Here is a 25848-nt window from a genome sequence, read left to right as displayed (position 1 = left end):
TCATTTATCTGATACTGATTATTGAACATTTAATTGCTGTAAAGCGGCAACACGTTGTTCAATGGTTGGGTGAGTTTGGAATAAAGCCGCTAAGCTAAAGCCTTGTTCCTTACCTTCCGCAATTGCAAATGCTTTCATTTCTTTTGGCATTTGATCTGGCATTTCTGACTCTGCTTGTAAACGAAGTAGAGCAGAAATCATTGCTTGTTTGCCTGCTAAACGTGCACCAGCTTCGTCTGCGCGATATTCACGTTGACGAGAGAACCACATTACAATCGCAGAGGCCAAAATACCAAATACGATGTCGAGTACAATCGTAATGGCAAAATAAGCAAGACCAGGTGCTTCACCATCTTCACGACCGAACACATTACGGTCAATAAAGTCACCTGCAATACGTGCAAAGAACATCACAAAGGCGTTCACTACACCTTGAATCAATGCAAGGGTCACCATGTCGCCGTTGGCAACGTGACCGATTTCGTGCGCAAGTACAGCACGAAGTTCATCTTTGTTCATACGCTCAAGTAAGCCTGTCGAAACAGAGACTAAAGCATCATTTTTATTCCAACCTGTCGCAAATGCATTGGATTGGTAAGAAGGGAAAATACCCACTTCAGGCATTTTAATACCTGCACGTTGAGAAAGTTGTGCCACTTCTTGTAGTAACCAAGCTTCTGCTTGACTACGAGGAGCATTTGGGTCAATTAATTCAGTTCCAGTGGTTTTTTTCGCCATCCACTTCGACATGAATAAGGAAATTAAAGAACCCACCATACCAAAGACAAAACAGACGACTAAAAGGTTGCCTAGATTCAAGCCACCCGCGCCATGGTAACTACCGACACCGAAGAGTGACAAGATAATGCCAGCTACAACCAGTACCGCGAGGTTGGTCAGCAAGAACAAACCAATCCGCATCATTGAGAAAATCCTCTTATAAATAAAAACTGATCTGATTTACAAATTATAAATCATAACGCTAATATGCAGGGCGAACCCTAAAAATTCAAGCAAAAAATGAGCGTAGATACATTAAGCTAATAAAACAATAGAAGTGTTTTAAGAAGAAGAAAACGACTAATTTATTTGAAAAAAACAAATAAAATCATGATGTGAGAATAAGTGATTTCTTTGTTTAATCACTTACTCGGATTCGTGCAGAGGCAGTTGCATTGGCTGTGGTATATGTGGCTGGTGCATCTGTAAAAGTACCATCGGCCAATGTGATAATTTGACGGCTATATTGTTTAGGTGCGGACATAGCTTCTGAATTTGAAGATGTATAATTTGCCGATTGAGCAATCACTTGAGTGTTTGCATTATTAGAACTCGAAGTTGAACTTAGACCTGATGAATAGAGATTTTGAAAACGACTTGTGACACGACGGACATAATCTTGTGTTTCACGAAATGGCGGTATTCCACCGTATTTATCAATATTGCCTTCACCAGCGTTATAAGCAGCAATAGCAAGTTGCGTATTGCCATTAAAACGTTTTAACAACCAACTTAGATATCTCGCACCACCAAAAATATTTTGTTGAGGGTCGTAAGCATTACTCACATTAAAACGACGTGCAGTTGCAGGCATCAGTTGCATTAATCCTTGAGCACCGACAGGGGATCGCGCATTAATATTAAAACCTGACTCAGTATGCATAACGGCTTTAATCAGACCTTCTGAAACGCCATGCTGTTGCGATGCTTGACGGATCATCTGATCAAAAGCATTTTTATTACGACTATAACTTGGTAGAACAGAGGCTTCACTTGCCCCCCAGTTACTATAGCTATGAATATTGCTATCAGGATAATAGGTCGCTTTAATCACTTTTAGGTGATTGTATTCAGCTTTCTTTTTATTGGTCAGTAAAGTTGTACCATTATCATCTTTAAATTGATAAATGGTTTGACCAGCATAACTAGATACTGTCGTATTTAAAAAACCGATTGTCCCCAAAAAAAGGACGAAAATATATTTTGTTTTGTCCATCATTATAATATTCACAAAAGATGAGCATGAGTTCTTCACAGCAGTGTAACAAAAAAAAGCATAAAAAAAACTTTAGCTACAATTTTTTTATTTCCACTGTCTTACAAAAAGCAAGTCGATTTGTGCGAATGTTCAGCAAAAAAAATTAAATTATTTTTTTTAAAATCTAAGTCTTGACATATTTAAAGCATTGTTTTTATTGAATAAAAATCATTGGTTAAAAAATGATCAATTTGATTGTAAGCCTTGTTCTCACATAAAAATACTTTGTCAATAGTGAAGAAATCCACAATTTTATCCACAGCTTTTGTGGAAAACTGTGGAAAAGTTTGAAATGTAAGCAATCCAGACCGTTTTGACATAATTCGGTCAGAATTTTACCAGTATGAAACTTAAATATGACGATTGCACGAAATTGAAAAATTCTTTAGGTGCGCATCTTTTCGGAATCGGATAAAATCTCGCGGTATTTTTGTTTATGAGTAAATCACGTCTATGTACGCGCCAGTGGAGTCCAACCAAGGATTTAATTTTAAGCCTGAGCTTCCGACGAGTTCGGCATATTATCGCCTGTTGAAAAAGCTTCGTCGTCAAGTAGGGCATGCAATTCGTGATTACAACATGATCGAAGATGGCGACAAAGTCATGGTCTGTGTGTCTGGTGGTAAAGACAGTTACACGTTGCTTGATATTTTATTGCAGTTTAAACGTATCGCGCCGATTAACTTTGATGTTGTGGCTGTGAATCTTGATCAAAAACAACCAGGGTTCCCAGAAGATGTTTTACCACGTTATATGGAAGAAAATAACATTCCATATTACATTCTTGAAAAAGACACTTATACGATAACTAAACGCCTAACGCCTGAAGGTAAAACCTACTGTGCGGTATGTTCACGCCTACGCCGTGGTTCGTTATATGGCTTCGCACAAGAAATCGGTGCAACCAAAGTTGCATTAGGTCATCACCGCGATGACATTATGGCAACTTTCTTTTTAAATTTATTCCATGGCGGTAGCTTAAAAGCAATGCCACCAAAACTTCTTTCTTCAGATAAAAAGAATATCTTGATTCGTCCTTTGGCTTATGTCGAAGAAAAAGACATTATTAAATATGCTGATCTACGAAAGTTCCCAATCATTCCATGTAACTTATGTGGTTCACAAGAAAATTTACAACGTGCAATTATTAATGACATGCTACGTGAATGGGATAAACAACATCCAAAACGTTTACATAGCATCTTTGGCGCCTTACAGAATGTATCGCCTTCACAATTGGCTGACCGTGAATTGTTTGATTTCGAAGCCTTAGATGGGCAACGTGAATTTGATATGAAAGACCCTGAAGAGATGAAAAATCGTCTTGATGTAGTGAACTTGAGTTTTGCTGCTGAATAAAATGTAAAACTTTTTGAAAAGGCACTTATTTAAGTGTCTTTTTTTTTATAAAAAAGAGCGAAAAAGTGAATTCTTCGTACAAAAAGCCATAGCCTAAAATAAAAATTACGTGCTATAACAGGGCACAAGCAAATTGCTTCATTTAATGTTATCTGGATAGATGACACAAGAAATTGAACAAATATATTTGAGGAATAATCATGGCTGCATTTTTAACTGATGATTGGTTTGCAACTGTTGAAAAACTTACTGCTGAAGCGGGTGATTTAAATTTACCACCAACACTTGCGAATTTAGCGATTAATTTAGTTGTAACAGATGCAGATGGTAATACCGAATTGGCTTTAGATGCTGGTAAAATCCAAAAAGGTTTGTCTGCAAATGCTAAAACAACTTTAAACATGGATGCTGAAACATTACGTAAAGTATTCTTAGAGTTTGATATGGCTGCTGCGATGCAAGCGTTTATGACTGGTAAGATCAAAGTACAAGGCGATATGTCTCAACTTATGGCTTTACAAACAGCGAAGCCAAGCCAAGAACAAAAAGATTTATTCAAGAAAGTACTTGAGCAAACTGCTTAAGTCCTTTTCTCATAAAAAAGCTTACCGAGAGGTAAGCTTTTTTTATTTTCAACTTAGACATCAATACGACTGTTGGTCTTTAAATGTTCTAAGTAAGTTCGAATACGTGTTACATATTGAACTGCTTGTTTATATCGACCATTTCGCGCTTGGTTACGCTGTAAATAATCATATAAATTTACCCATTGATTTGGGTTCTTTCCTTGGGTTTTGATTCGGTTTTGAATCTGATTGACTGCACCTGGTCCCATGTTATAGGCGACCAAAGCATACCAATTACGGTCTGGATAAGGGACATTCGAAAACTGATCTAGCATCAGATCAAAATATTTCGCACCACCTTGAATACTTTGTATTGGATCAGATCGGTTGCTCACACCCATTGCTTGAGCGGTGCTATTGGTCAACATCATCAAACCGCGTACACCAGTGGGAGAAACCGATGTGGGTTTAAGATAAGACTCTTGATAGCCAATTGCAGCGAGCAAATGCCAATCTAAATTATACTTAGACGCACTTTGTTTAAAGCTTGCTTTATAAATTGGCAAACGCTGATTCAGGTCTTTTTGAATCGTAGACCATGCTTCAGGTTTAACCACATTGCGATTATAAAAGGAAGCAAGTTGTTGGGTTGTACCAAGCTGCTTGCTTTGACAAACAAATCCACTTGCAGTGAGCGTTAACGGATCATCAGCTTGCTTAAGTACCCAATTGAGCTGAGGATTTAATCCATTTTTACTTAAAGTAGCTTGATCACCACAACTTGCAGAAAAAGAGACAAGTTGTTTACTTTCAATGGCCGCTAAATTTGCAGTTGTCATAGCAAGATTAGCTTTACCTTGAGCAATCCATTTTAATGCAGTTGCATTATCAGGAACCGTTTTAAAATCGAGTTTGACATTTAAACTCTGGGCATAATTTCGTGCTAAATCGTAGCCAAAACCATGCAAAAATTGCCCGTCTTTAAATACAGTTGTTGGGTTTTCAACAGCAACTACCGTTAATGTATTGGTTGTTACAACTGTATTATATTGATGTGATTTTTCTGCGTTCAAACTATTAAATGGAAGGATTGCAATTCCTAATACCATCGTTTGAAATGAAAGTTTAGAAGATAAAGAGTTAAGGCTAGGCCTCGACCCAGAACTTGAATTACTGTGCATGTTGTCTCCGCTACAGGTAATTTATGCCCAAAAAGTTCAGCAAAACAAAGCTTTAACTTTTAAAAGTTGATAAATTCAATAAGGGTGGGCAAGTCATGACGCCATTCAAAATGACATAGGATTAATGGGAGAAATGATGTTCATGTTACACATCATTCACAAGGTGTACAAAAAACAAACAAAATCAACTTAGGGGCGCATATTAAGCGCCGAAAAAAGGATTGTCAAATTTTGATCAATAAAAAAATGAGAAATACCTCACAAATGCATGATTTGAAAAAGAATAAAATTTATACACTGTTGTCATGCTAAAATAAGGAATACAATGCAAAAACTTGTAAATAGAATGTTGTTTTAACGTATTTGAACCCATGAAATCGAACTTAATTACGCGAACTGGACATGATTTATTGGTTGCCGAGTTGAAAAGACTATGGCATGACGAACGACCAGAAATTACTAAAAAAGTAAATTGGGCTGCAAGTTTGGGGGATCGTTCAGAAAATGCAGATTATCAATACAATAAACAAATACTCAGAAAAATAGATCGTCGTGTCCGGTATTTAGGAAAACGTCTAGAAGAATTAAAAATTGTCGATTATATGCCTGAGCAAGAGGGCAAAGTTTATTTTGGGGCATGGGTTGAGATTGAAAATGATGATGGAGAACAAAAAAAATTACGGATTGTTGGGATAGATGAAATTTATGATCATCATCCCCAGCATATTTCGATTGAGTCTCCAATGGCACGTGCATTATTGAGCAAAGAGGTGGATGATGAGGTGGAAGTCATTACTCCATTAGGAAAAAAAGTGTGGTATATCAACTCAATTTGCTATGAAAAATCTAAAAATGTTTAAATTTTTACTGTTTTGATTTTATTTTGAGCATTTGATTGATTATTTTGAATAAAAGATTTGCCAATTCTAATTTTTATTTATATGATGGCCGCCATTGGAAGCGTGGCAGAGCGGTTTAATGCACCGGTCTTGAAAACCGACGAGGGTGTGAGTCCTCCGTGAGTTCGAATCTCACCGCTTCCGCCAAATATTGAAATAAGCCCTTGTTATTACAAGGGCTTATTTTTTATCTGTGGTTTTACCCCTCAACCTATACCTCATCAAACTTTGGATTTAATTACATTTGATATTCCCAAGTTTGAAATTCCGTTGGTTGACTAGAAACTTGATTTAGTAATTGTTTTCAACTTATAGCAAAGTTGTGGTAAATGATGGTTTTATATGCTCTGATTCATAGTAGTAATGATTCAAAGGATAGAGCATATGTTTAAAAAATCTTTTCCATTCCTTGAAATTGATATCAGTACGATTGTTGCTTTTAGCGAATGGTTCAAAGCGTTTATCAAGCAGGTCATTGGCAATGGTGATAAGTTGAATTGAATCCTTTTCGTATCTATCGCGAAATTGACTTAAATCAATATTGAAGTTAATTTCTGCATTTGGTTTAGCTTAAACAAGAATATTGACCTAACATTGGTCTGTCATTGTTCTTTGAATACATAAAATTTTAGGTGGTGTTCTAAGAACCTATCCAGAATATTTTCTATGCAAAAGTAGCCTTAAAAAGGCTAAATTAATGAACTGCAGGCTCGTATTTAGGTGCTTTTCACAGTTTTTCCAAAGCCTTCTACATTTTTCTAACCAAGCAAATGATCTTTCCACAACCCAGCGTTGTGGTATGACTGCAAATTTATGTAATTCACTTCGTTTAGCAACTTCAACTCGCGCTCTGATTAAATCATTAACAGCCAAAGAAAAGGGTTCGCCTGTATAACCACCATCAACAAGTACAACCTCTACATTTTGTAAGGTGTCTCTATGTAAAGTTATGGCATCTAATGCACCTTGACGATCTGTTTTATCTGCTGTCGTAATAAATATTCCATGAGGCAGACCTTGAGTATCAACAATGATATGTCTTTTAATCCCTGAAACTCTTTTACCAGCGTCATAGCCTTTATTACGTGCGGTATCTGTGTTTTTTACACTTTGTGAATCAATGATGATAAAGCTCGTTTGTTCTTTCCGTCCATTGTTGATACGGGCCTCGCCAACCACATTTTTTTAAAGCCTGCTCAAGTATGCTAGGTTCAGTTTCTGATGGTTTTCTATTCCAAATCGAGAAGTAATAATGCACAGTGCTTTTAGGTGGAAAGTCTCGAGGAAGCATACTCCATTGACATCCACTTTTTAGAATATAGAGCAAGGCGCAAAACACTTCATAGACATCAACGACTCTTGGACGTGTTTGTTTTCTTCCGCTCAATAGTAACGGTTCAATTTCTTTAAAGGCTTCTCGACTAATGTCGCTGGGATATGGTTTTCTCATGGGGGAGAATTTAACAAATTATTTTTCCAATTGCCAAAAAAGAATGAAATTAATATTGGATAGGTTCTAAAAAGTATGCTCATAAGAAAAGGAGGCAAGGAGGAACAATTCAGCTATATTTAAATGTGTGAAAATCGAAATAGAACTTCATTGTCCTCGATGCCAGAGTACAAGTATAAAGAAGAATGGCATTAAATACGATGGTAAGCAAAACTATCGTTGTAAAGAATGTAATAGGCAGTTTGTGGGTGACCATAATTTGACGTATTTAGGCTGTCATTCAAAAGCGGTCAAATTGATTTTGCTTATGCTTGTGCGATGTTGTGGCATTCGGGATATTGCAAAGATTACGAGGTTTAGTATTGGCAAGATACTTAAAACGCTTACACAATCAAATCATGAAATAATTCCTCAAAGAACTCATTATAAATGCTTGGAAGTTGATGAATTTTGGACATTTGTAGGCAACAAGAAAGATAAGCATTGGCTACAGTACGTCTATGATAGAAGTAGCGGAGAAATAGTGGCTTTTGTATGGGGAGGAAGAGATGCTCATACAGCACAAAGGCTAAAAAACCGTTTAGAAGAACTGGGTATTACTTATGATTGTATATCGAGTGATCATTGGGAAAGTTTCATCAAAATTTTTAAGCCGGACCAAGAAGGGAAATATTATACAGTCGGGATAGAAGGAAACAACTGCCGATTAAGACACCGCATAAGGCGAGCAGTAAGAAGAACATGCTGTTTTTCGAAGAAGGTATTGAATCATGTAAAAGCTTTTAATCTTGGATTCTTTTACATTAACCACAGTTTTGTATAGTGATGTTAAAATGATCAGCATACATTTTGAAACACCACCAAATTTTATCTAAACCAATGTGATGAATGTGGTAGACAAATTTTTGATGTAATCGTTTCGCTGCTTGCTGTAGTAGTTTTATGTCACAGCCTAGGACATTAATCTCACAGTAAATTTTAAAACTAATTCGTGAGACTAGTACTGAATTGTACTGTCTGAATGGCCGACCAAGATGACGAGTGCTTTCTTGGCTTAGTAACCCGTGTCTTCTTTTTCTGCTCTAATTTAACCCCATTGCATCCTATATAAAACGTAGATGTCTTATTACTTAATATGATCATTACTGACCAGAGAACTTTCTTGAGTTTGATAAATTCAGTTTGATTTAAGCTAATTCAGTTAACTTAAAAATACGGTAAAGCCGTACAAGTATAGTTACACCTTTCGCCACATTTCCAGATGTGGCTTTTTTTTAATCTGCTTAACTTTAATTATCCAATACTGTAAATATTCTGTTCCGTTTACGATGGTTTGTTTAAGTCAAAAAATTTTGATCTCTGAGTAGCCTAAGCAAGTTTACATCCTAGAAAGACCGCTATCGTATAAAATGAATTATATAAAATTGTAGATCAATCACTTATGTTTTAAGGGAGATTAAATTTCTCCCTTGTTTAGATCATTTTCTTATAATACTTCATCTTAAAAAATCACAAATTTTTCATCTATAACATCTTAATATCATCCAAATATTTAAATTCTGATAACAGATGATTGATAGTCATCTATTGCATGAATTTTTGAGTTTAATTCTAAAAAGTAAGGATGATTTTGTGATTCAGACAGCTCAATATCTCGATGGTGATATATCTAGAATTATTGAAATGGCTTGGGAAGACAGAACCCCATTTGAAGCGATCTCACGTGAATATGGTTTGAATGAATCAGCTGTAATCCGACTTATGCGGCTTCATTTACAAACCAATAGCTTTAAGCTTTGGCGGAAGAGAGTAAGTGGACGTAAGACAAAACATTTGCAGTTACGTTCACCTGAAGTGTCTCGTGGTTATTGTACACGCCAATACAAGCATCATTGAATAAGATCAGTGACAAATTAGAAGTTTTCGTTCATAACTAATTCTACAGTATAGATTTTATTTATATAGATCAATTGCATATCACTAAGGTAAAGTAATGTCTAATTTATCAATTGCTTATATTTTTCAACAACAGCAGCTTTTAGTGGATCAAGATTTCCAACTTCCTCAAGTCGAAAGATTGCATAACGATCTGGCGTTATCAAGTGATCATAAAGTGATTGCTCGAGATTTATGTGAAAATGAAACTATTCCTGAAGGATTCGATTTTGTACCGATTCGTCAATTAGTACAGTTTTGGAATAAGATGCAATTTGAGCAAGCAAGTCGAGCTATACAATTACTTGAATGGCGACGTAATCATCAGTTTTGTGGTCGATGTGGAACTAAAACCACCCAGAGCATTGAGCAGTTTGCGATGGTTTGTTCAAGTTGTGGCTATACACAATATCCAAAAGTGAATCCATGTGTCATTACGATTATTACACGTGGGGATAATGAAATTCTACTCGCAAAAAATGCACGAAATAAAACGCAAATGTATAGTTTGATCGCTGGTTTTGTTGAGGTAGGGGAAACATTAGAAGATGCCGTTCGACGTGAGACACTTGAGGAAGTAGGCCTACATATTAAAAATATAAAATATTTGGCAAGTCAGCCTTGGCCATTTCCAAGCAATTTGATGGTTGCATTTAAAGCAGATTATCAAGCGGGCGAAATTGAATTACAGCAAGATGAGCTTAGTGATGCTCAATTTTTTAAATTTGATCAACTTCCAGAAATCCCATTTAAAGGCAGCATCGCCTATGCCATGATCATGCATATCATTCATGGTACAGCAGTCGCCGATGATACGAGTGATGTGTGTTGGCAAAAAGTGGAATAAGCAAGAAGAACCTCAATTGAGGTTCTTCTTGTGATATTTGTGGGACAGCAGTGGTCTCGGCTGCCTCTTCTTTGATCAATCTAGACTTTCAACAATACTAATCATGACTTCGGCACAATTTTCACGAGCAAGCCTTGCTTTAGTATATTCTTCAGAATCATAACAAGCTTGTGCAGTTGCCAAATCAGAGAATTCAATAATCACATGGCGTTGAAACTGTATACCTTCCATACAGATTGATTTTCCCCCTCTAGCAAGGAATTTAGCACCATATTTTTCAAATGCTAAGGGAGCTAATGCCATATATTCTTTGTACTGTTCCATATCGTGAATGGTGACATGTGCAATCCAGTAAGCAGACATTTCCTTATCCTTTTTATTTCTAAATTAAAAAAACCATTTTAGTTACAGATTGAGGCACTAAGCATTCAAAATATTTTTTGCAACTGCAGCAGCTTCAGCAATATGTTCAGCCACGGCTTGTTTTGCTTTTTCAGGATCTTGGTGCAGATAAATTGCTTCACACATATTTTTAATACGTTGATAGCCAGAAATTTCTCGCTTCGTCGATTTCATGGTCATTGCACGAAGACGACTAATCCGACCATTCAAACGTTGTACTACTTCCCAAGCAATATGATGTTTTGCGGTGGTAAAAATAGTTTCGTAAAGTTTTGAAGAGGTAGAAATAATTAAATTAATGTCATCTGCTGCAAAGGCTTGCTCAAGTTCAATCAATAATACTTTCAGCGTTTCTGTTGTTTGAGCAGTTAGGTTTTGGGTGCAATCTGCAACGGCACTTTGTTCGAGTAATAGTCGAATTTCATAAATTTGCGATGCAATTTCCCAATCCAATAATGAAACAATTGGGCCTTTATTTGGCAGAATTTCAACTAAACCTTCTGCTTCTAAATAACGAATGACTTCACGTACAACAGAGCGACTTACTCCTAATTCTTCGCACAAGCTTCTTTCGACTAATCTTTTTCCAGAAGGGAAATAGCCTGTAATGATCGCGTTACGTACTTTATTCAAACAAAGCTCACGTAAAGTCACAGGTGGATTTTCAATTTTAAGATTCATAGATGATTAATCTTTCCTGATTTTAATAAGTCAAAATTTTGTTACATGTTTCTAGCCGAAAATTAGCATACCAAACTCTTGCTTTTTTTTCATTATGTATTATGGTATACCATAATACGAATGCAAAAATAAATTCACACGCAAGGAAATGCCATGAATCTAATCCGTAAAACAGTTCTTCATGTTGAAACGACTTATGTCGATGGCGATAAAGAAGCAACAAAACCGCTAAAAATGGTGGCTGCTGCTGCTGTGATCAAAAACCCATGGGCTGGTCAGGGTTATGTCGAAAACCTAACACCTGAGATTCGCCGTATTGCTCCGATTCTAAGTGAACATTTAACTCAACTGATTCTTGATGAAGTCGGTTCAGGTGAAGCGGTAGAAGCATTTGGTAAAAGTGCGGTCGTAGGTTTGAATGGTGAGCTAGAGCATGCATCAGCCCTCATCCATACCTTACATTTTGGAAATACATATCGTAATGCGGTCGGGGCTAAGTCTTATCTCGCTTTTAATAATACGCGTGGTCCAGCGAATGCTTCGATTCTTGTTCCAATGATGGATAAAAATGATGAAGGCCGCCGTTCTCATTATTTGACTCTTCAATTTGCAATTCCAGATGCACCTGCTGCCGATGAAATTGTGATTGTAATTGGTGCAGCGACAGGTGGACGTCCACATCATCGTATTGGCGATCGTTATCAAGATTTGGAAGAGTTAGGTCATGATCTCAAAAACCCTGCAGCTGTCAAATAATCGGATTGCTCATTATTTTGAGCAAGGAGAAGGAGAGCCTTTGGTTCTCATCCATGGTGTAGGTATGCAAGCAGCCGCTTGGTATCCACAAATCGAATATTTCTCGAAAGATTATCGTGTGATTTCGGTGGATATGCCGGGTCATGGAAAAAGTACAAAACTTGCGGATGATGCACCTTTAAAAGCATTTGTTGATTGGGCGATCGAATTTATTACAGCATTGAATTTAGGTGCAGTGAATTTGGCAGGTCATTCGATGGGTTCATTGATTACGACAGGAGTAAGCGCAACTCGTCCTGATTTAGTCAAACGAATGGCGGTGTTGAACGGTGTATACAAGCGGACAAGCCAAGCTCGTGATGCTGTTGTGAATCGTGCAGAAGAGTTAAAAACAGGTCATATTGACGTTGAAACACCACTACAACGCTGGTTTGGTAACAGTGAAGCAGAACAAATTGCGGCTGGAAAAGTCAAGTCTTGGTTGGAAAATGTGGACTTGTCTGGATATACCACAGCGTATGCGGCATTTGCACATGGCGATCTAATTTACGCAGATGACTGGAGCAAAATTCAGTGTCCTGCACTGGTTTTAACTGGAACTGATGATCCAAATTCAACAGCAGAAATGGCAGTACAAATGGCAAGCCAAGCGAGAAATGGCACCGCTATTGTGATTGAAAATGAGCGTCATATGGTGAATTTGACTGCACCAGACCAAGTAAATATTGCAATGCAGGCGTGGTTAGAAACCCAAGTCTAAATTGCCACACATTGATGAAGGAATATGACAATGAGTGAAATGGATAGTGTTAATAAAATACGCGAATTACGTGATGCCTTTGGCTCATTTATGACTGGCGTAACCGTCGTAACCACCTGTAAAGATGATGGAACACCATTGGGCTTTACTGCGAACTCTTTTGCTTCGGTGTCTTTGGACCCAGCTTTGCTGCTGGTCAGCATTGCCAAGACATCAAGCAATTATAATAACTTTGCCAATGCTTCACATTTTGCAATTAATATTTTGGCAGAAGAACAAAAGGATATTTCGAATACTTTTGCTCGCCCAAGTGATGATCGATTTGAAAATTTAGCATGGACCAAGAGCGCATCTCATAACCCTGTCATAGATCAAGTCAGTGCTTGGTTTGATTGCACGACGTATCAAGTTGTAGATGCAGGTGATCATGCGATTTTAATTGGTAGAGTTGAAGATTTTGGCTCAGCAGGCTTTGCTGGTTTAGGGTATTACCGTGGAGCTTATTTTACACCTGCCAAATCATCTACGGATGTGATTTCGAGTATGAAAGTGATGATGATGGCATTGATTGGACATGAAAATCAGATCTTGCTTGAACAGACACAGGATCAAAAGTGGACATTGCCACATTTGATGGTTGAAAAAGACGGTGCAGAAAAAGCACTGGAAAAAATCTTTGCAGCTTATCAGCCAGAAGCCTCACCAAGCTTTATCTATTCTGTCTATGATGATGTGACCACCCAGCAGCAATATATTGCATTTTTATGTAATACCCCGATCGCACATGCAACCAAAGGTCAATTTGTTAATTTAAATGATTTAGAACAACTGACTTTTGTGGATAGCGCTTTAGAAAGTATGTTGATGCGTTATCGTAAAGAAAATCATCTTAAAACTTATGGTGTCTATTACGGTAATCAAATTAGCGGTACGGTTCGTCAAATTGTTAAAGAGGAAGTTTAACTATGCGTTTTTCATTATTTGTACACATGGAACGTGTTTCTGATCAACAAACGCAGAAGCAGCTCTATGATGAAATGATTGAACTTTGCCAAATTGCCGATCAAGGCGGTATGCATGCGATTTGGACCGGTGAACATCATGCGATGAATTTCACGATTGCACCTAATCCATTCATTAACTTGGTTGATATTGCGAATAAAACCAAAAATGTACGTTTGGGTACAGGAACTGTCGTTGCGCCATTCTGGCATCCAATTAAATTGGCAGGTGAAGCTGCTATGACGGATATTATCACCAATGGTCGTTTAGATATTGGGATTGCACGTGGTGCTTACTCATTTGAATATGAGCGTATGGTGCCTGGTATGGATGCATGGAGTGCGGGTCAGCGTTTACGTGAAATGATCCCCGCGATTAAAAACCTGTGGAAAGGCGATTATGAGCATAATGGTGAGTTTTGGCAGTTCCCAAAAACCACTTCTGCACCTCAACCATTACAACAACCGTATCCACCGATTTGGGTAGCAGCACGCGATCCAAATAGCCATGAATTTGCGGTGCAGAACGGCTGTAATGTACAAGTCACACCATTACATTTTGGTGATGAAGAAGTCGAAAAGTTGATGGGACATTTCAATACAGCGTGTGAAAAGTTTGCTGATATTCCTCGTCCTGAAATTATGTTATTGCGTCATACCTATGTGGCTGATAGTGAAGAAGATGCTCAATTAGCAGCAGATGAAATCAATACATTCTATAACTATTTTGGCGCATGGTTTAAAAATGAGCGTGAAATTACGCAAGGTCTAATCGCACCATTGAGTGATGAAGAAATTGCAGCTCATCCATTTTATACGCCAGAAGCCATGCGTAAAAATAATGTGATTGGTCAGGCGCAAGAAGTGATTGATCGCTTAAAAGCTTATGAAGCAATGGGTTATAACGAATATTCATTCTGGATCGATACAGGAATGAGCTTTGAGCGTAAAAAAGCATCGTTACAACGTATGATCAACGAAGTGATGCCTGCATTTGCATAGGAGAGAAGACATGACTTCTCAATTCCAGTTGTATATCAATGGTCAATTCGAGGATGGTGCTGCACAATTTGACAGCATCAATCCTGCGACAGGGCAAGTTTGGGCGCAAATGCCTGAAGCACGTACAGATGAAGTCAATCGTGCAGTTGCTGCGGCATCTCAGGCTCTGCAAGATACAGCTTGGGCAGGTTTAACTGCCTCACAGCGTGGAAAGTTGTTATATAAACTTGCTGATTTAATCGAAAAAGCTGCACCGCAACTGGCTCAATATGAAACCAGTGATACAGGCAAGATCATTCGTGAGACGTCAAGCCAAATTGCTTATGTGGCGGAATATTATCGTTACTATGCAGGGATTGCAGACAAGCTCGAAGGGAGCTATCTACCGATTGATAAACCAGATATGCAAGCATGGATGATCCGTGAACCTGTGGGTGTCATTGCTGCGATTGTTCCGTGGAATAGCCAATTATTTTTGTCTGCGGTTAAAGTTGGTCCAGCATTGGCGGCAGGTTGCAGTATTGTTCTGAAAGCCTCTGAAGAGGGACCAGCCCCTTTACTTGCTTTTGCGCGTTTGGTGCACGAAGCAGGATTTCCAGCAGGTGTGGTGAATGTTATTACAGGTTTTGGCCCTGAATGTGGTGCAGTTTTAAGTAGTCATCCAGACGTGGCTCATGTGGCATTTACTGGTGGTCCAGAAACAGCACGCCATATTGTGCGCAACTCTGCTGAGAACCTTGCCAAAGTCTCATTAGAGTTAGGTGGAAAATCTCCTTTTATTGTATTTGCAGATGCTGATTTACAGAGCGCAGTAAATGCACAAGTCGCAGCTATTTTTGCAGCAACAGGTCAAAGCTGTGTTGCTGGTTCACGGTTGCTGGTAGAAGACAGTATCAAAGATGAATTTGTTCAACGTTTGGTTGAGCGTGTTCAAAGTATCAAGATTGGTTTGCCTGATGATATGGCAACGGAATATGGTCCTTTGTGCACCTTACGCCAACGTGAAAAAATTGAGCAAGTCGTTGCTCGCTCGATTCAGCAAGGTGCGAAATTATTGGCAGGTGGGAAAACGCTTGAAAGAGCAGGTTATTACTATCCACCCACAATTTTAGATTGTAGTGATGTACCACAAGCTGATTGCGTCATGACCGAGTTATTTGGTCCTGTCTTGTCTGTAGTGAGTTTTAGTACTGAAGCAGACGCGATTCAAAAAGCCAACAGTACGCCTTATGGGCTCGCAGCTGGTGTGTTTACCAACAATTTAAGCCGCGCGCATCGGATGACCAAAGCAATTCGTTCAGGGATTGTTTGGTTGAATACCTATCGTGCGGTTTCTCCACTTGCACCTTTTGGTGGTCATGGTCTATCAGGACATGGTCGTGAAGCTGGCTCAGATGCGGTGTTGGACTATACCACCACCAAAACGGTGTGGTTACGTACATCTGATCAACCGATTGATGATCCTTTTGTGATGCGTTAATGCATTACAACAGTCATTAGGATTTAAATTTCAAGGATGAAAAAATATGAATAAGCTGAATTTCAAAATCACATAAATCTGATCACGGCATAAGTAAGATCGTTTTAGTTGGGCTTAAACAGCATCAACAAGGTTCGCTTGATCTTTTTTTGTCATTTCATCACCCAAAATTGATGTGATTGCGCTGTAAAACAAGAGAAATATAGGTCAGGTCATCTGGATATGGCGCTGATTAGGCAGGTTGTGAAACCTAAGTTTACTCTCACAAATATTTGATATTGAGGAAAATGAAGTCCTCAAAGAGAGATTAAGGATATGAGCCAAAATGAAAATAGTGCTTTCGCCATTGAAAGCAATTCAATTGATTATGTTGATCCATCTCAACGCCACGGAAAAGTACGTGATCTATTCACGCTCTGGTTTTGTACCAATATTGCACCCTTAGCTGTAATTACTGGTGCAATGTCGATGTTAACGTTTAACCTCAGTCTGATGAGCGCATTAGTGGCAATTTGTTGTGGCCATTTTTTTGGTGCTGCCATTTTAGCGTTGACCTCTGCGCAAGGGCCACAAGTGGGTATTCCGCAGATGATTCAAAGTCGCGCACAGTTTGGGCGTTATGGTGCCTTACTGGTCGTGTTATTTACAACATTGATTTATCTCGGTTTCTTTATTTCCAACATTATTTTGTCAGGTAAAACCTTACATACGGTTATCCCCGCGATTCCTGTGCCAACAGCAACCGTGATTGGTGCAATTGCAGCAACGACCATTGGGGTAGTGGGTTATCATCTAATCCATAATTTTAATAAAATTGGCACATGGTTAATGGGCGGCTCATTGCTGATTGGCTTGTTGATTATGTTGCCACAAATTAATGCTGAAATACTTGCCAAAGGCTCATTTAACCTAAAAGGTTGGTTTGCCATGTTTGGTTTATGTGCCGTTTGGCAAATTAGTTTTTCACCTTACACCTCCGACTATTCACGTTATTTACCTAAGTCGATTGGGATTTTTAAACCATTTATCTTTACTTACTTGGGCGCTTCGCTTGGAACGATCTTTGCGATGGCATTTGGTACAGTGGCGGTGAGTATTGGTTCTGGTACCGATGCGATGGAAGCGGTGAAATCGGGTACAGGTGTTTTCGGTTCGATCCTGATGGTTTTATTCCTTTGTAATATCATAGGTCACAATGCCATGAATTTATATGGTGCGGTTTTATCGTGTATTACTTCAATTCAAACCTTTGCAGGTCAATGGATACCGAGTAAAAATATTCGTATTGTTCTATCAATTATTGTTTTAATTATTGCAACATTTACAGCACTTTGGGCATCAAGCAACTTTATTAGCTTCTTCCTAAACGTCATTTTTGCCTTACTGTTTATCTTAGTGCCTTGGGTATCGATTAACCTATTGGATTTCTATGTGATTAATAAGAAATCTTATGACATTCAGTCGATCTTTGCACAAGACGGTGGTATCTACGGCAAGTTTAACGCCAAAGCTTTAACGGCCTATTTCATTGGAATCGTGATACAAATTCCTTTCCTCACCAATGCCTTTTTTACAGGCCCATTCGCAAACGTCATTCAGGATGTAGATATCTCTTGGGTAATTGGATTGGTGGTGAGTTCCGTTGTGTACTACGTCTTCAATCTTGAAAAGATCAAATGTAATAGTCCAGAACTCAATGTAAAAGCACAACATTAAACGTGGTCAGAAAGGAATCTTCGACATGAAAAAAAGTTATTTACAATTCGCGTTTGCAACGGCGTTAACCACGATCATTACACCGAGTTATGCTGGAATTAGTTTTGGTGACAGCAATGCGGACTCAGGCAAGTTAACGATTTCTGGTTACGTACGTGCCAATTATCAAGACAAAGATTATGGTGAACCTGTTTCAGAGCATCAGCTTCGTTTTAGTGCTGCACAATTAAAACTCGATTATGAGCGTGGCAAACTATTTGGGCATGCTGAATATCGTTGTTATCAGTACGATACACTTTGCGATTTTTCAACTTTAATTGATGCGTATGCAGGTTATCATTTAAATGAGACTGATCAGGTCATAGCAGGGATGCAAGCTGTTCCATTTGGTCCAGGACGTTTTTGGAACAATAGTCTATATGGCAGTATCAATACCACAACAGGGCTAGAAGATGTGCATAACTTAGGTTTGAGCTATCACTTTGAATTGCCAACTGCGACTAAATTTGATCTCGGATATTTTGCGATTGATGGTGGACACTATCAAGGGACAACCAAAGAGTCTGGTCGCTATAGTGCGAACTATGTAAGTTCTGATGACATTACGAAAAGCGATATCGAAGAGAAAAACATGTGGGTTGGACGTATTACCCAAGATATTAATCTGGGTGTAAAAGGTTTAACTACACAGGTCGGTGCTTCATATTGGACTTCAGAGATTGACAATAAAACCACATCTCAAACGGGTCGACGTAATGCGTGGGCATTATTTAGCAAAATCAATTATGGCAATCTAGGTCTGACCTTAACAGGCGGTAAAAATGATGTCAGTAATAAAGACGTCGTTGATGCAACTTCATCTTTGATGGGTTCATATGACAGCGAATATTATGTTGCAAACAAAGCGACTTACTATACAGCTGATCTTGGCTACACTTTTAAAGATGTTAAGCAAATTGGCAATATCACGCCGTATTTTATGCACAGTCGATACAATAAGGATTTGGTTGGTTCTCAAGATTCAATCCGTAATATCCTTGGTGTTTCAATCGACCATAAACAGATTTCTTTGGTCGCAGAATACATTATGAGTCAAAATGATCCCTTCATTGGTGGTACTGAAAAATCACTGGCGGTTGGGGATGATGGTAAATGGAATAAGTTACTCAACTTAACGCTATTCTATTACTTCTAAAATCAGCTATAACATTCGGGCAACCGAAAATTTTTTTCAAGATTTATTTGGTATGCCATAATACAGGTTTAGTTAATACCAGAACATTGATACTGTTTTGTAAAATGTTCTGTGTATTAATGCCGAAGTCTAAATAGGATAATCAGTATGCAACTTAATCAATTGCCATTATTTCATCAACAAGCCTTTGTTGCTGGACAATGGTGTGATGCCGATAATCAACAAACTTCTGATATTTATAACCCTGCAACACAAGAAGTGATTGGTACTGTACCGAATATGGGCAAGGCAGAAGCCGAACGCGCAATTCACGTAGCAGTTGCAGGTTGGGCTGCATGGAAAAATAAAACAGCCAAAGATCGTTCAACGATTTTAAAAAAATGGTTCGATTTGATGGTTGAAAATGCAGATCAACTTGCATTTATTTTGACGAGTGAACAAGGAAAACCTTTAGCAGAAGCGAGAGGTGAAATTTTATATGCTGCTAGCTTTGTTGAATGGTTTGCTGAAGAAGCAAAACGTGTTTATGGTGATATTGTTCCCAGCCCTTATCCAGATGCACGGATTATCGTGAGCAAGCAACCGATTGGTGTTGTTGCAGCAATCACGCCGTGGAATTTCCCTGCGGCAATGATTACTCGTAAAGTTGCACCTGCTTTGGCTGCGGGTTGTCCTTGTATCGTTAAACCTGCGCCAGAAACCCCATTTACGGCATTGGCTTTGGTCGATTTAGCGATTCAAGCGGGTGTGCCTGCTGAGATTTTTACTGTCATTACAGGTGATGCGGTCACGATTGGCGATGCAATCTTTCAAAGTGATGATGTGCGGAAATTTACTTTTACAGGCTCGACACCTGTTGGAAAATTACTGTATCAACGTTCAGCGCAAACTTTGAAAAAAGTTTCACTAGAATTGGGTGGTAATGCACCATTTATTGTCTTTGATGATGCAGATTTGGATGCTGCAATTGAAGGGGCATTAATTGCTAAATATCGCAATGCAGGACAAACCTGTGTTTGTGTGAATCGCTTTCTTGTTCAAGAAGGAATTTACGAAAAATTCATTGCTGCATTAAGTGAAAAGATCAATGCTTTTGCAATCGGCAATGGTTTGGATGTTGGGAGTGAAATTGGTCCATTAATTAATGCTAATGCAGTGAAAAAGGTTGAAGCCCATGTTGCGGATGCCTTAGCCAAAGCAGGTCGTTTGGTTGCTGGTGGTAAACGTCATAGTGCAGGTGAATTATTTTATCAACCTACGATCATTGCTGATGTCACCGCCGAGATGGATGTAGCGACTCAAGAAACATTTGGTCCATTGGCTGCTGTATTTAAGTTTGAAACTGAACAGCAAGCTATTCAAATGGCAAATGCGACTGAGTTTGGTTTGGCGGCGTATTGCTACACCAAAGATTTAGGACGCGCTTGGCGTATGAGTGAGCTGCTTGAATACGGTATGGTTGGAATCAATAAGGGCTTAATTTCCAATGAAGTCGCACCATTTGGTGGAATCAAACAGTCGGGCTTAGGTCGTGAAGGTTCAAAATACGGGATCGAAGATTATCTAGAAATCAAATACACCTTATTTGGGGGATTGAATGCATGAGTAATGAAAAATTTGAAAAAGGCTTAGCCATTCGTAAACAAGTATTAGGCGAAGCTTATGTGAATAACTCGATCAACAATGCCGATGATTTTAGTTTACCTTTACAAGAGTTAGTCACAGAGTATTGTTGGGGTGCAGTTTGGGGCCGAGAGGAATTGAGCAAGCCTGAGCGAAGCTTAATCAATCTTGCCATGATTTCTGCGCTTAATAGTCCACATGAATTAAAGCTTCATGTCAAAGGTGCTCTACGAAATGGCGTACCTAAAGAAAAAATTCGTGAAGTGCTGTTACAAGTCGCAATTTATTGTGGTGTACCGGCAGCCGTAGATAGTTTCCGAATTGCTAAAGAAGCGATTCAGGAATATGAACAAGAAAATAACTAATTAAACGATTGAGCAAACATTACACAGCATGCTGGTGATGTTTGCTTAAGTGATTTCATTTTGGCCCTTCGCTCTTAAGGTGACATACCAATTGTTGCGATTGTTACGATCAGGATGGATATAATTTAAACAGAGTATTTATTTTCTAAATAACCAATCACCTTTTATATACTGAGATATATGCAGCTTTAGGTGTCTATTGGTGTAAATTATGCACTTCGTTTAAGGTGATTTTAATTCCATCTTGAGCAAAGAAAATTTGATATTTGATAGATCATCGAAAGAGTAAGGTATGCCCGCAAATCCTAGTAAAACCCAGAAACCTTTATATATTCCCTATGCTGGGAACGCTCTTTTAGAACTTCCACTCTTGAATAAAGGTTCAGCTTTTTCGACTGAAGAGCGTGAGCAGTTTAACTTGCATGGACTGATACCTAACAATATCGAAAACATCGAAGAACAAACGCAACGCTCTTATCAGCAGTACTTGTCATTTGACAATAACTTGAATAAGCATATTTATTTAAGAAATATTCAAGACACAAATGAAACACTTTTTTATAATTTATTGAGTCAGCATTTAGATGAAATGCTACCGATTATTTATACCCCAACAGTAGGGGAAGCATGTCAGCGTTTCTCGGATATTTATCGCCGCCATCGCGGAATTTTTATCTCCTATGGCGAACGCCAATACATTGATCAGATTATTCATAATGTGAATAAGAAAAATGTCAAAGTGATTGTCATTACCGATGGTGAGCGTATTCTTGGTTTAGGTGATCAGGGTATTGGTGGTATGGGAATTCCAATTGGAAAATTATCTCTATATACCGCATGTGGAGGTATCAGTCCTGCTTATACGTTACCGATTACGATAGATGTTGGTACAAATAATCAAGAATTACTCAACGATCCAATTTACATGGGATTGAAGCAACCTCGAATCAGAGGGGAGCAATATTACCAATTTGTCGAACAGATTATTTCTGCTGTGCGTGAACGTTGGCCGAATGTGTTGATACAGTTTGAAGATTTTGCCCAAATTAATGCAATGCCATTATTGACTCAATATCGAGATAAAATTTGCTGCTTTAATGATGACATTCAAGGAACTGCAGCAGTTACAGTTGCCAGTCTAATTGCTGCATCTAGAGCACTTGGTAAACAACTCAAAGATCAAACCATTACTTTTGTTGGTGCTGGTTCAGCAGGATGTGGTATTGCTGAGCATATCGTTAGACAAATGATGGATGAAGGTTTGAGCGATCATGAAGCCCGTTCACGTATTTTCATGGTTGATCGCTTCGGTTTAATGACTGATCAACAGCCCAATTTACTCGACTTTCAACAAAAACTCGCAACACCTGTGAATGCAATTTCAGAATGGGAATATTCAGGACAAGAGATTGCGCTACTTGATGTCGTAAAAAATGCTAAACCAAGTATTCTGATTGGTGTATCAGGGCAAGCAGGTTTATTTAGTGAAGAAGTGATTAAAACTTTAGCTAAATATTATAAACATCCGATTGTTTTGCCATTATCTAACCCGACTTCTCAAGTAGAAGCTCAGCCAAAAGATATTATTGAATGGACGCAAGGTGCTGCAATCGTTGCGACAGGTAGTCCTTTTGCACCAGTATATTTCCAAGGTAAAACTTATACGATTGCTCAGTGTAATAATTCTTATATTTTCCCAGGAATAGGCTTGGGTGTGATTGCATGTGGTGCAAATCATATTAGTGATGCAATGTTGATGGCTGCAAGCACAGCATTGGCAGATTGCTCACCGCGTTTAAAAAATGCAGCTGCAGATCTATTGCCAAATATTAATGACATTCATCAAGTCTCCAAATTCATTGCTTTTAAAGTTGCAAAAGCTGCTATGGCAGATGGATTAGCAGTACCCATGAGCAATGATGTGCTGAAAAATGTGATTGAAGATAATTTTTGGACACCTGAATATCGAAATTATCGCCGAGTTACTTTTTGATTGAACCAGATTTAGTCTGATTGCTGAAACGTAAATGTACTTTTGTAATCTAGGACAAAACCTGACTGATCTTGAATGATCTTTCAGGTTTTTAGCTTATTATTACTCTCATAAAACTATCTGTTATATTTTTTTTATAAAATCTGTATCTACCTTTATCATCTGTATTCATTCAAAGTATAACGAGGTTGATATGAATGGGCTAAATATGAGTTTTTTAAAAAAGAAAAATAATGCGAGTTTTGTGTTTTTTATTATCACACTCTATGCTTTTATCGGTTTTGGTTTAGGCTATATTATTTGGGAATATTTTCTTTAAAATCAGCTTCAAGCCTGATTTATAGGATTGTTCAGCTATTCATTTAATATAGCAAATTTAAGCCTGCGAGTCTGTTTCGCTACAATGATCAACATCTACTGGATGCTGCTTGGGTTATATTCATCCAGCCATTCAAAATAATGAATAATATTCATAGCTGCTCATTAGAATAAATCATTTTATTCATAGATTTTTGTTCTGTACTCTAAAAATAAGCCGTATTTTAAAAATTAAATAAATGATGATTTGGGACGATGATCATCACATGTTCATCTTTTGAAATAAGAAAGAGTATCGGAATGAAAAAACTCGATTTTGCAATTATAGATCCGCATATCCATCAATGGGATCCATACCATACTCCACATTCTGCTGCCTTGTTGGTTAAAGCTTTAGGGAATTATCCCCGTGTGATGGATAAAGTTGTGCGATTCGTTAAAGCGAAACCACTTTTAGACACACTAGGATTAACTGAATATGCGTTGAGTCCTTATCTCCCTCAAAATTATCATGAAGATATGGGACATCATGCGATTGAAAGCGTAGTACATGTCGAAGCAAATTGGCATCATCATAAAGGCTTTGGTGTTGTCGAAGAAACCAAATGGATTCAACAATTAAATTTTAAAGACCAAAATTTAAAGCTAGGTGCAATTATTGCCACTGCTGACCCGCGAGATCGAAAATTTAAACAGATTTTAAAAGCGCATCAAGATGCCAGCCCTCTATTTAGAGGTATTCGTAAAATGGCTTCTTGGCATGAGGATTCTGGTATTTATCGTTGGTGTGATCAAGCACATTTATATCAGTCTAAAAAATTCCTTAAAGGCTTTGAACAACTTGCCAAAATGGATTTATCTTTTGATGCGTGGACTTATTCAACACAAATTTCAGAACTTACAAAATTAGCGAAACAATTTCCTCAAACAGCTATAGTCGTTGATCATTTGGCAACACCCGCAGGGCTTTTTGGTGCTATTGGCAAAAAAACTGGTCAAACACCTTCACAACGTGCCGCAATTTTCCAGCAATGGCAGCATGATTTGGCAGTTTTGGCTGAGCAAAAAAATGTTTATGCCAAGATTTCTGGACTGATGATGCCCGTGTTGGGACACCGATTTTATCAACAATACCGTACTGCAACCGTCTATGAAATGGTGAATTTATTAACACCATTGATTCAGCATGCAATACAGGTATTTGGTCCAGATCGAATCATTTTTGCTTCAAATTTTCCTATGGATAAAGCAAATGCAACGCTAAGTGATTTGATCCAAGCTTATATTGAAATGATTACACCTTATGGTGATCAAGCGATGTATTCCATTTTTAGACAAAACGCTGCCAATTTTTATCAATTAAATTAGAGTCATCATATGAAAAGTTTTAATCAAAAGGTTGCTGCAATTACGGGTGCAGGTTCTGGAATCGGTCAACAACTTGCAATTTTATTAGCACAGCAAGGCGCTGATTTAGCTTTAAGTGATGTGAATGATCAAGGTTTAGCTGAAACATTATCTTTAGTAAAACAGTATCCTGTGAAAGTCACTTTAACCAAACTAGATGTTTCTCATCAGCAAGCTGTACGTGAATGGGCGGAGAATAGTTTCAAAGATCATGGCAAAATCAATTTGATTTTTAACAATGCTGGCGTTGCATTAGCAAGTACCGTAGAAGGGATGAGCTATGAAGAAATGGAATGGATTTTTAATATTAATTTTTGGGGTGTTGTCTACGGCACAAAAGAGTTTTTGCCTTATTTAAAGCAAAGTGGTGAAGGGCATATTATTAATATTTCTAGTTTATTTGGACTCACTGCGCAACCTTCTCAAAGTGCTTATAACGCAACAAAGTTTGCAGTGCGTGGTTTTACTGAATCATTACGTCAAGAATTAAATATGCAAAATAAAGGGGTGAGTGCAACCTGTGTTCATCCCGGTGGTATACGAACCAATATCGCTAATAGTGCTCGTATGAGTGACAGTATCCGTTCTTTGGGTATGAATCCGGCAAAGGCTAGTCGATCATTTAATAAAGTTTTGAAAACTCCACCTGAAGAAGCTGCAAAAATCATTTTAGAGGCGGTCAAACAGGATAAAGCTCGAGTATTAATTGGCAATGATGCCAAGATTTTAGATTTGATTCAGCGGATTACACCAACGCATTATTCTCAAGCATTAGATTTTCTAACCAAAAAAACTTTGAAAAAAAACTAAATTATTCTTCAATCTAAGGATGCTCATTTAATTTGTGTGAGCATCCTAGTTAATTCATTTCAAG

General features: G+C 38.1%; 25 protein-coding genes and 1 tRNA gene. 20 read left to right on the top strand and 6 right to left on the bottom strand.

The window, feature by feature from the left end; all coding sequences use genetic code 11:
- Positions 1–18: 18 nt before the first annotated feature.
- Both htpX and ACN19N_RS11115 read right to left on the bottom strand, forming a co-directional pair.
- Positions 19–924 (bottom strand): protease HtpX, encoded by a 906-nt coding sequence (gene htpX, locus ACN19N_RS11120; protein WP_004660837.1) that lies wholly within the window; start codon positions 922–924, stop codon positions 19–21.
- Between the two features lie 214 nt (positions 925–1138).
- Entirely contained in the window at positions 1139–1999 is an 861-nt protein-coding gene (locus ACN19N_RS11115) for a lytic transglycosylase domain-containing protein (RefSeq protein ID WP_269229867.1), read from the bottom strand.
- A gap of 492 nt (positions 2000–2491) precedes the next feature.
- Between ACN19N_RS11115 and ttcA the strand changes: the two genes are divergently transcribed.
- Positions 2492–3397: a tRNA 2-thiocytidine(32) synthetase TtcA gene (ttcA, locus tag ACN19N_RS11110; protein ID WP_004660841.1), complete on the top strand. Its 906-nt coding sequence runs from the start codon at positions 2492–2494 to the stop codon at positions 3395–3397.
- Between the two features lie 200 nt (positions 3398–3597).
- Positions 3598–3981 carry an SCP2 sterol-binding domain-containing protein gene (locus tag ACN19N_RS11105; protein WP_269229868.1) on the top strand — a complete coding sequence of 128 codons (384 nt, stop codon included), beginning with the start codon at positions 3598–3600 and terminating at the stop codon, positions 3979–3981.
- A 53-nt stretch (positions 3982–4034) separates the two neighbouring features.
- Here ACN19N_RS11105 and ACN19N_RS11100 read toward each other — a convergent pair whose 3' ends face one another.
- Positions 4035–5144: a transglycosylase SLT domain-containing protein gene (locus tag ACN19N_RS11100; RefSeq protein ID WP_050041577.1), complete on the bottom strand. Its 1110-nt coding sequence runs from the start codon at positions 5142–5144 to the stop codon at positions 4035–4037.
- Between the two features lie 371 nt (positions 5145–5515).
- Between ACN19N_RS11100 and greB the strand changes: the two genes are divergently transcribed.
- Positions 5516–6004 (top strand): transcription elongation factor GreB, encoded by a 489-nt coding sequence (gene greB / locus ACN19N_RS11095; protein ID WP_250748100.1) that lies wholly within the window; start codon positions 5516–5518, stop codon positions 6002–6004.
- A gap of 96 nt (positions 6005–6100) precedes the next feature.
- Positions 6101–6190: transfer RNA gene (locus ACN19N_RS11090), tRNA-Ser, on the top strand.
- Positions 6191–6691: 501 nt separating this feature from the next.
- Here ACN19N_RS11090 and ACN19N_RS11085 read toward each other — a convergent pair.
- Positions 6692–7493 (bottom strand): IS5 family transposase gene (locus ACN19N_RS11085; RefSeq protein WP_269228195.1). Its coding sequence is split into 2 segments (ribosomal slippage): positions 6692–7228 and positions 7230–7493, totalling 801 coding nucleotides; the frame shifts between segments, so codons are not numbered across the junction.
- A gap of 127 nt (positions 7494–7620) precedes the next feature.
- On the opposite strand from ACN19N_RS11085, the gene ACN19N_RS11080 reads away from it, so the two are divergent.
- The 3 genes from ACN19N_RS11080 to nudC all read left to right on the top strand — a co-directional run bounded on the left by ACN19N_RS11080 (position 7621) and on the right by nudC (position 10275).
- Complete coding sequence (locus ACN19N_RS11080; protein ID WP_269228301.1) at positions 7621–8316, top strand: IS1 family transposase; 696 nt, start codon at positions 7621–7623, stop codon at positions 8314–8316.
- A gap of 860 nt (positions 8317–9176) precedes the next feature.
- Positions 9177–9389 carry a TIGR03643 family protein gene (locus tag ACN19N_RS11075; RefSeq protein ID WP_269230416.1) on the top strand — a complete coding sequence of 71 codons (213 nt, stop codon included), beginning with the start codon at positions 9177–9179 and terminating at the stop codon, positions 9387–9389.
- Positions 9390–9486: 97 nt separating this feature from the next.
- Positions 9487–10275 (top strand): NAD(+) diphosphatase, encoded by a 789-nt coding sequence (nudC, locus tag ACN19N_RS11070; RefSeq protein ID WP_420001334.1) that lies wholly within the window; start codon positions 9487–9489, stop codon positions 10273–10275.
- Positions 10276–10350: 75 nt separating this feature from the next.
- Here nudC and ACN19N_RS11065 read toward each other — a convergent pair whose 3' ends face one another.
- Positions 10351–10638 (bottom strand): DUF1330 domain-containing protein, encoded by a 288-nt coding sequence (locus ACN19N_RS11065; RefSeq protein ID WP_050041607.1) that lies wholly within the window; start codon positions 10636–10638, stop codon positions 10351–10353.
- Positions 10639–10695: 57 nt separating this feature from the next.
- Positions 10696–11358, bottom strand: a complete 663-nt coding sequence (locus tag ACN19N_RS11060; protein WP_004660958.1) for a GntR family transcriptional regulator — start codon at positions 11356–11358, stop codon at positions 10696–10698.
- Between the two features lie 153 nt (positions 11359–11511).
- Here ACN19N_RS11060 and ACN19N_RS11055 point away from each other — a divergent pair, with 153 nt between their 5' ends.
- The 13 genes from ACN19N_RS11055 to ACN19N_RS10995 all read left to right on the top strand — a co-directional run bounded on the left by ACN19N_RS11055 (position 11512) and on the right by ACN19N_RS10995 (position 25784).
- Positions 11512–12114, top strand: coding sequence for an amino acid synthesis family protein (locus ACN19N_RS11055; RefSeq protein ID WP_004660959.1), 603 nt, complete (start codon positions 11512–11514; stop codon positions 12112–12114).
- Positions 12083–12874: an alpha/beta fold hydrolase gene (locus tag ACN19N_RS11050; protein ID WP_420001333.1), complete on the top strand. Its 792-nt coding sequence runs from the start codon at positions 12083–12085 to the stop codon at positions 12872–12874. The genes ACN19N_RS11055 and ACN19N_RS11050 overlap by 32 nt, the downstream gene beginning before the upstream one ends.
- Before the next feature lie 30 nt (positions 12875–12904).
- Positions 12905–13837 (top strand): flavin-dependent trigonelline monooxygenase reductase component, encoded by a 933-nt coding sequence (tgnA, locus tag ACN19N_RS11045; protein WP_269238308.1) that lies wholly within the window; start codon positions 12905–12907, stop codon positions 13835–13837.
- Positions 13838–13839: 2 nt separating this feature from the next.
- Complete coding sequence (gene tgnB, locus ACN19N_RS11040) at positions 13840–14877, top strand: flavin-dependent trigonelline monooxygenase oxygenase component (RefSeq protein WP_269238307.1); 1038 nt, start codon at positions 13840–13842, stop codon at positions 14875–14877.
- Positions 14878–14887: 10 nt separating this feature from the next.
- Entirely contained in the window at positions 14888–16357 is a 1470-nt protein-coding gene (gene tgnC / locus ACN19N_RS11035) for a (Z)-2-((N-methylformamido)methylene)-5-hydroxybutyrolactone dehydrogenase (protein WP_420001332.1), read from the top strand.
- Positions 16358–16672: 315 nt separating this feature from the next.
- The gene (locus tag ACN19N_RS11030) at positions 16673–18073 is read left to right on the top strand and encodes a purine-cytosine permease family protein (protein ID WP_420001331.1); all 1401 of its coding nucleotides are present in this window, start codon (positions 16673–16675) and stop codon (positions 18071–18073) included.
- 25 nt (positions 18074–18098) lie between these two features.
- Entirely contained in the window at positions 18099–19268 is a 1170-nt protein-coding gene (locus ACN19N_RS11025; protein ID WP_269238304.1) for a hypothetical protein, read from the top strand.
- Positions 19269–19415: 147 nt separating this feature from the next.
- Positions 19416–20873: an NAD-dependent succinate-semialdehyde dehydrogenase gene (locus tag ACN19N_RS11020; RefSeq protein ID WP_269238303.1), complete on the top strand. Its 1458-nt coding sequence runs from the start codon at positions 19416–19418 to the stop codon at positions 20871–20873.
- The gene (locus ACN19N_RS11015; RefSeq protein WP_420001330.1) at positions 20870–21256 is read left to right on the top strand and encodes a carboxymuconolactone decarboxylase family protein; all 387 of its coding nucleotides are present in this window, start codon (positions 20870–20872) and stop codon (positions 21254–21256) included. The genes ACN19N_RS11020 and ACN19N_RS11015 overlap by 4 nt, the downstream gene beginning before the upstream one ends.
- Positions 21257–21548: 292 nt before the next feature.
- The gene (locus ACN19N_RS11010) at positions 21549–23249 is read left to right on the top strand and encodes an NAD-dependent malic enzyme (RefSeq protein ID WP_420001329.1); all 1701 of its coding nucleotides are present in this window, start codon (positions 21549–21551) and stop codon (positions 23247–23249) included.
- Positions 23250–23457: 208 nt separating this feature from the next.
- Positions 23458–23568, top strand: a complete 111-nt coding sequence (locus ACN19N_RS11005; RefSeq protein ID WP_087543379.1) for a hypothetical protein — start codon at positions 23458–23460, stop codon at positions 23566–23568.
- A 299-nt stretch (positions 23569–23867) separates the two neighbouring features.
- A complete protein-coding gene (locus ACN19N_RS11000; protein ID WP_420001328.1) occupies positions 23868–24935 on the top strand; it encodes an amidohydrolase family protein in 1068 nt (355 codons plus the stop codon).
- 9 nt (positions 24936–24944) lie between these two features.
- On the top strand, positions 24945–25784 hold the full coding sequence (locus ACN19N_RS10995; protein ID WP_293737979.1) for an SDR family NAD(P)-dependent oxidoreductase: 840 nt from the start codon (positions 24945–24947) through the stop codon (positions 25782–25784).
- The last annotated feature ends 64 nt before the right edge of the window (positions 25785–25848 follow it).

Source organism: Acinetobacter sp. LF10, from assembly GCF_048585715.1.
Classification (GTDB): Bacteria; Pseudomonadota; Gammaproteobacteria; order Pseudomonadales; family Moraxellaceae; genus Acinetobacter.
Note: the sequence above shows the minus strand (reverse complement) of the source record. Positions and strands in the feature narration are given on the sequence as shown.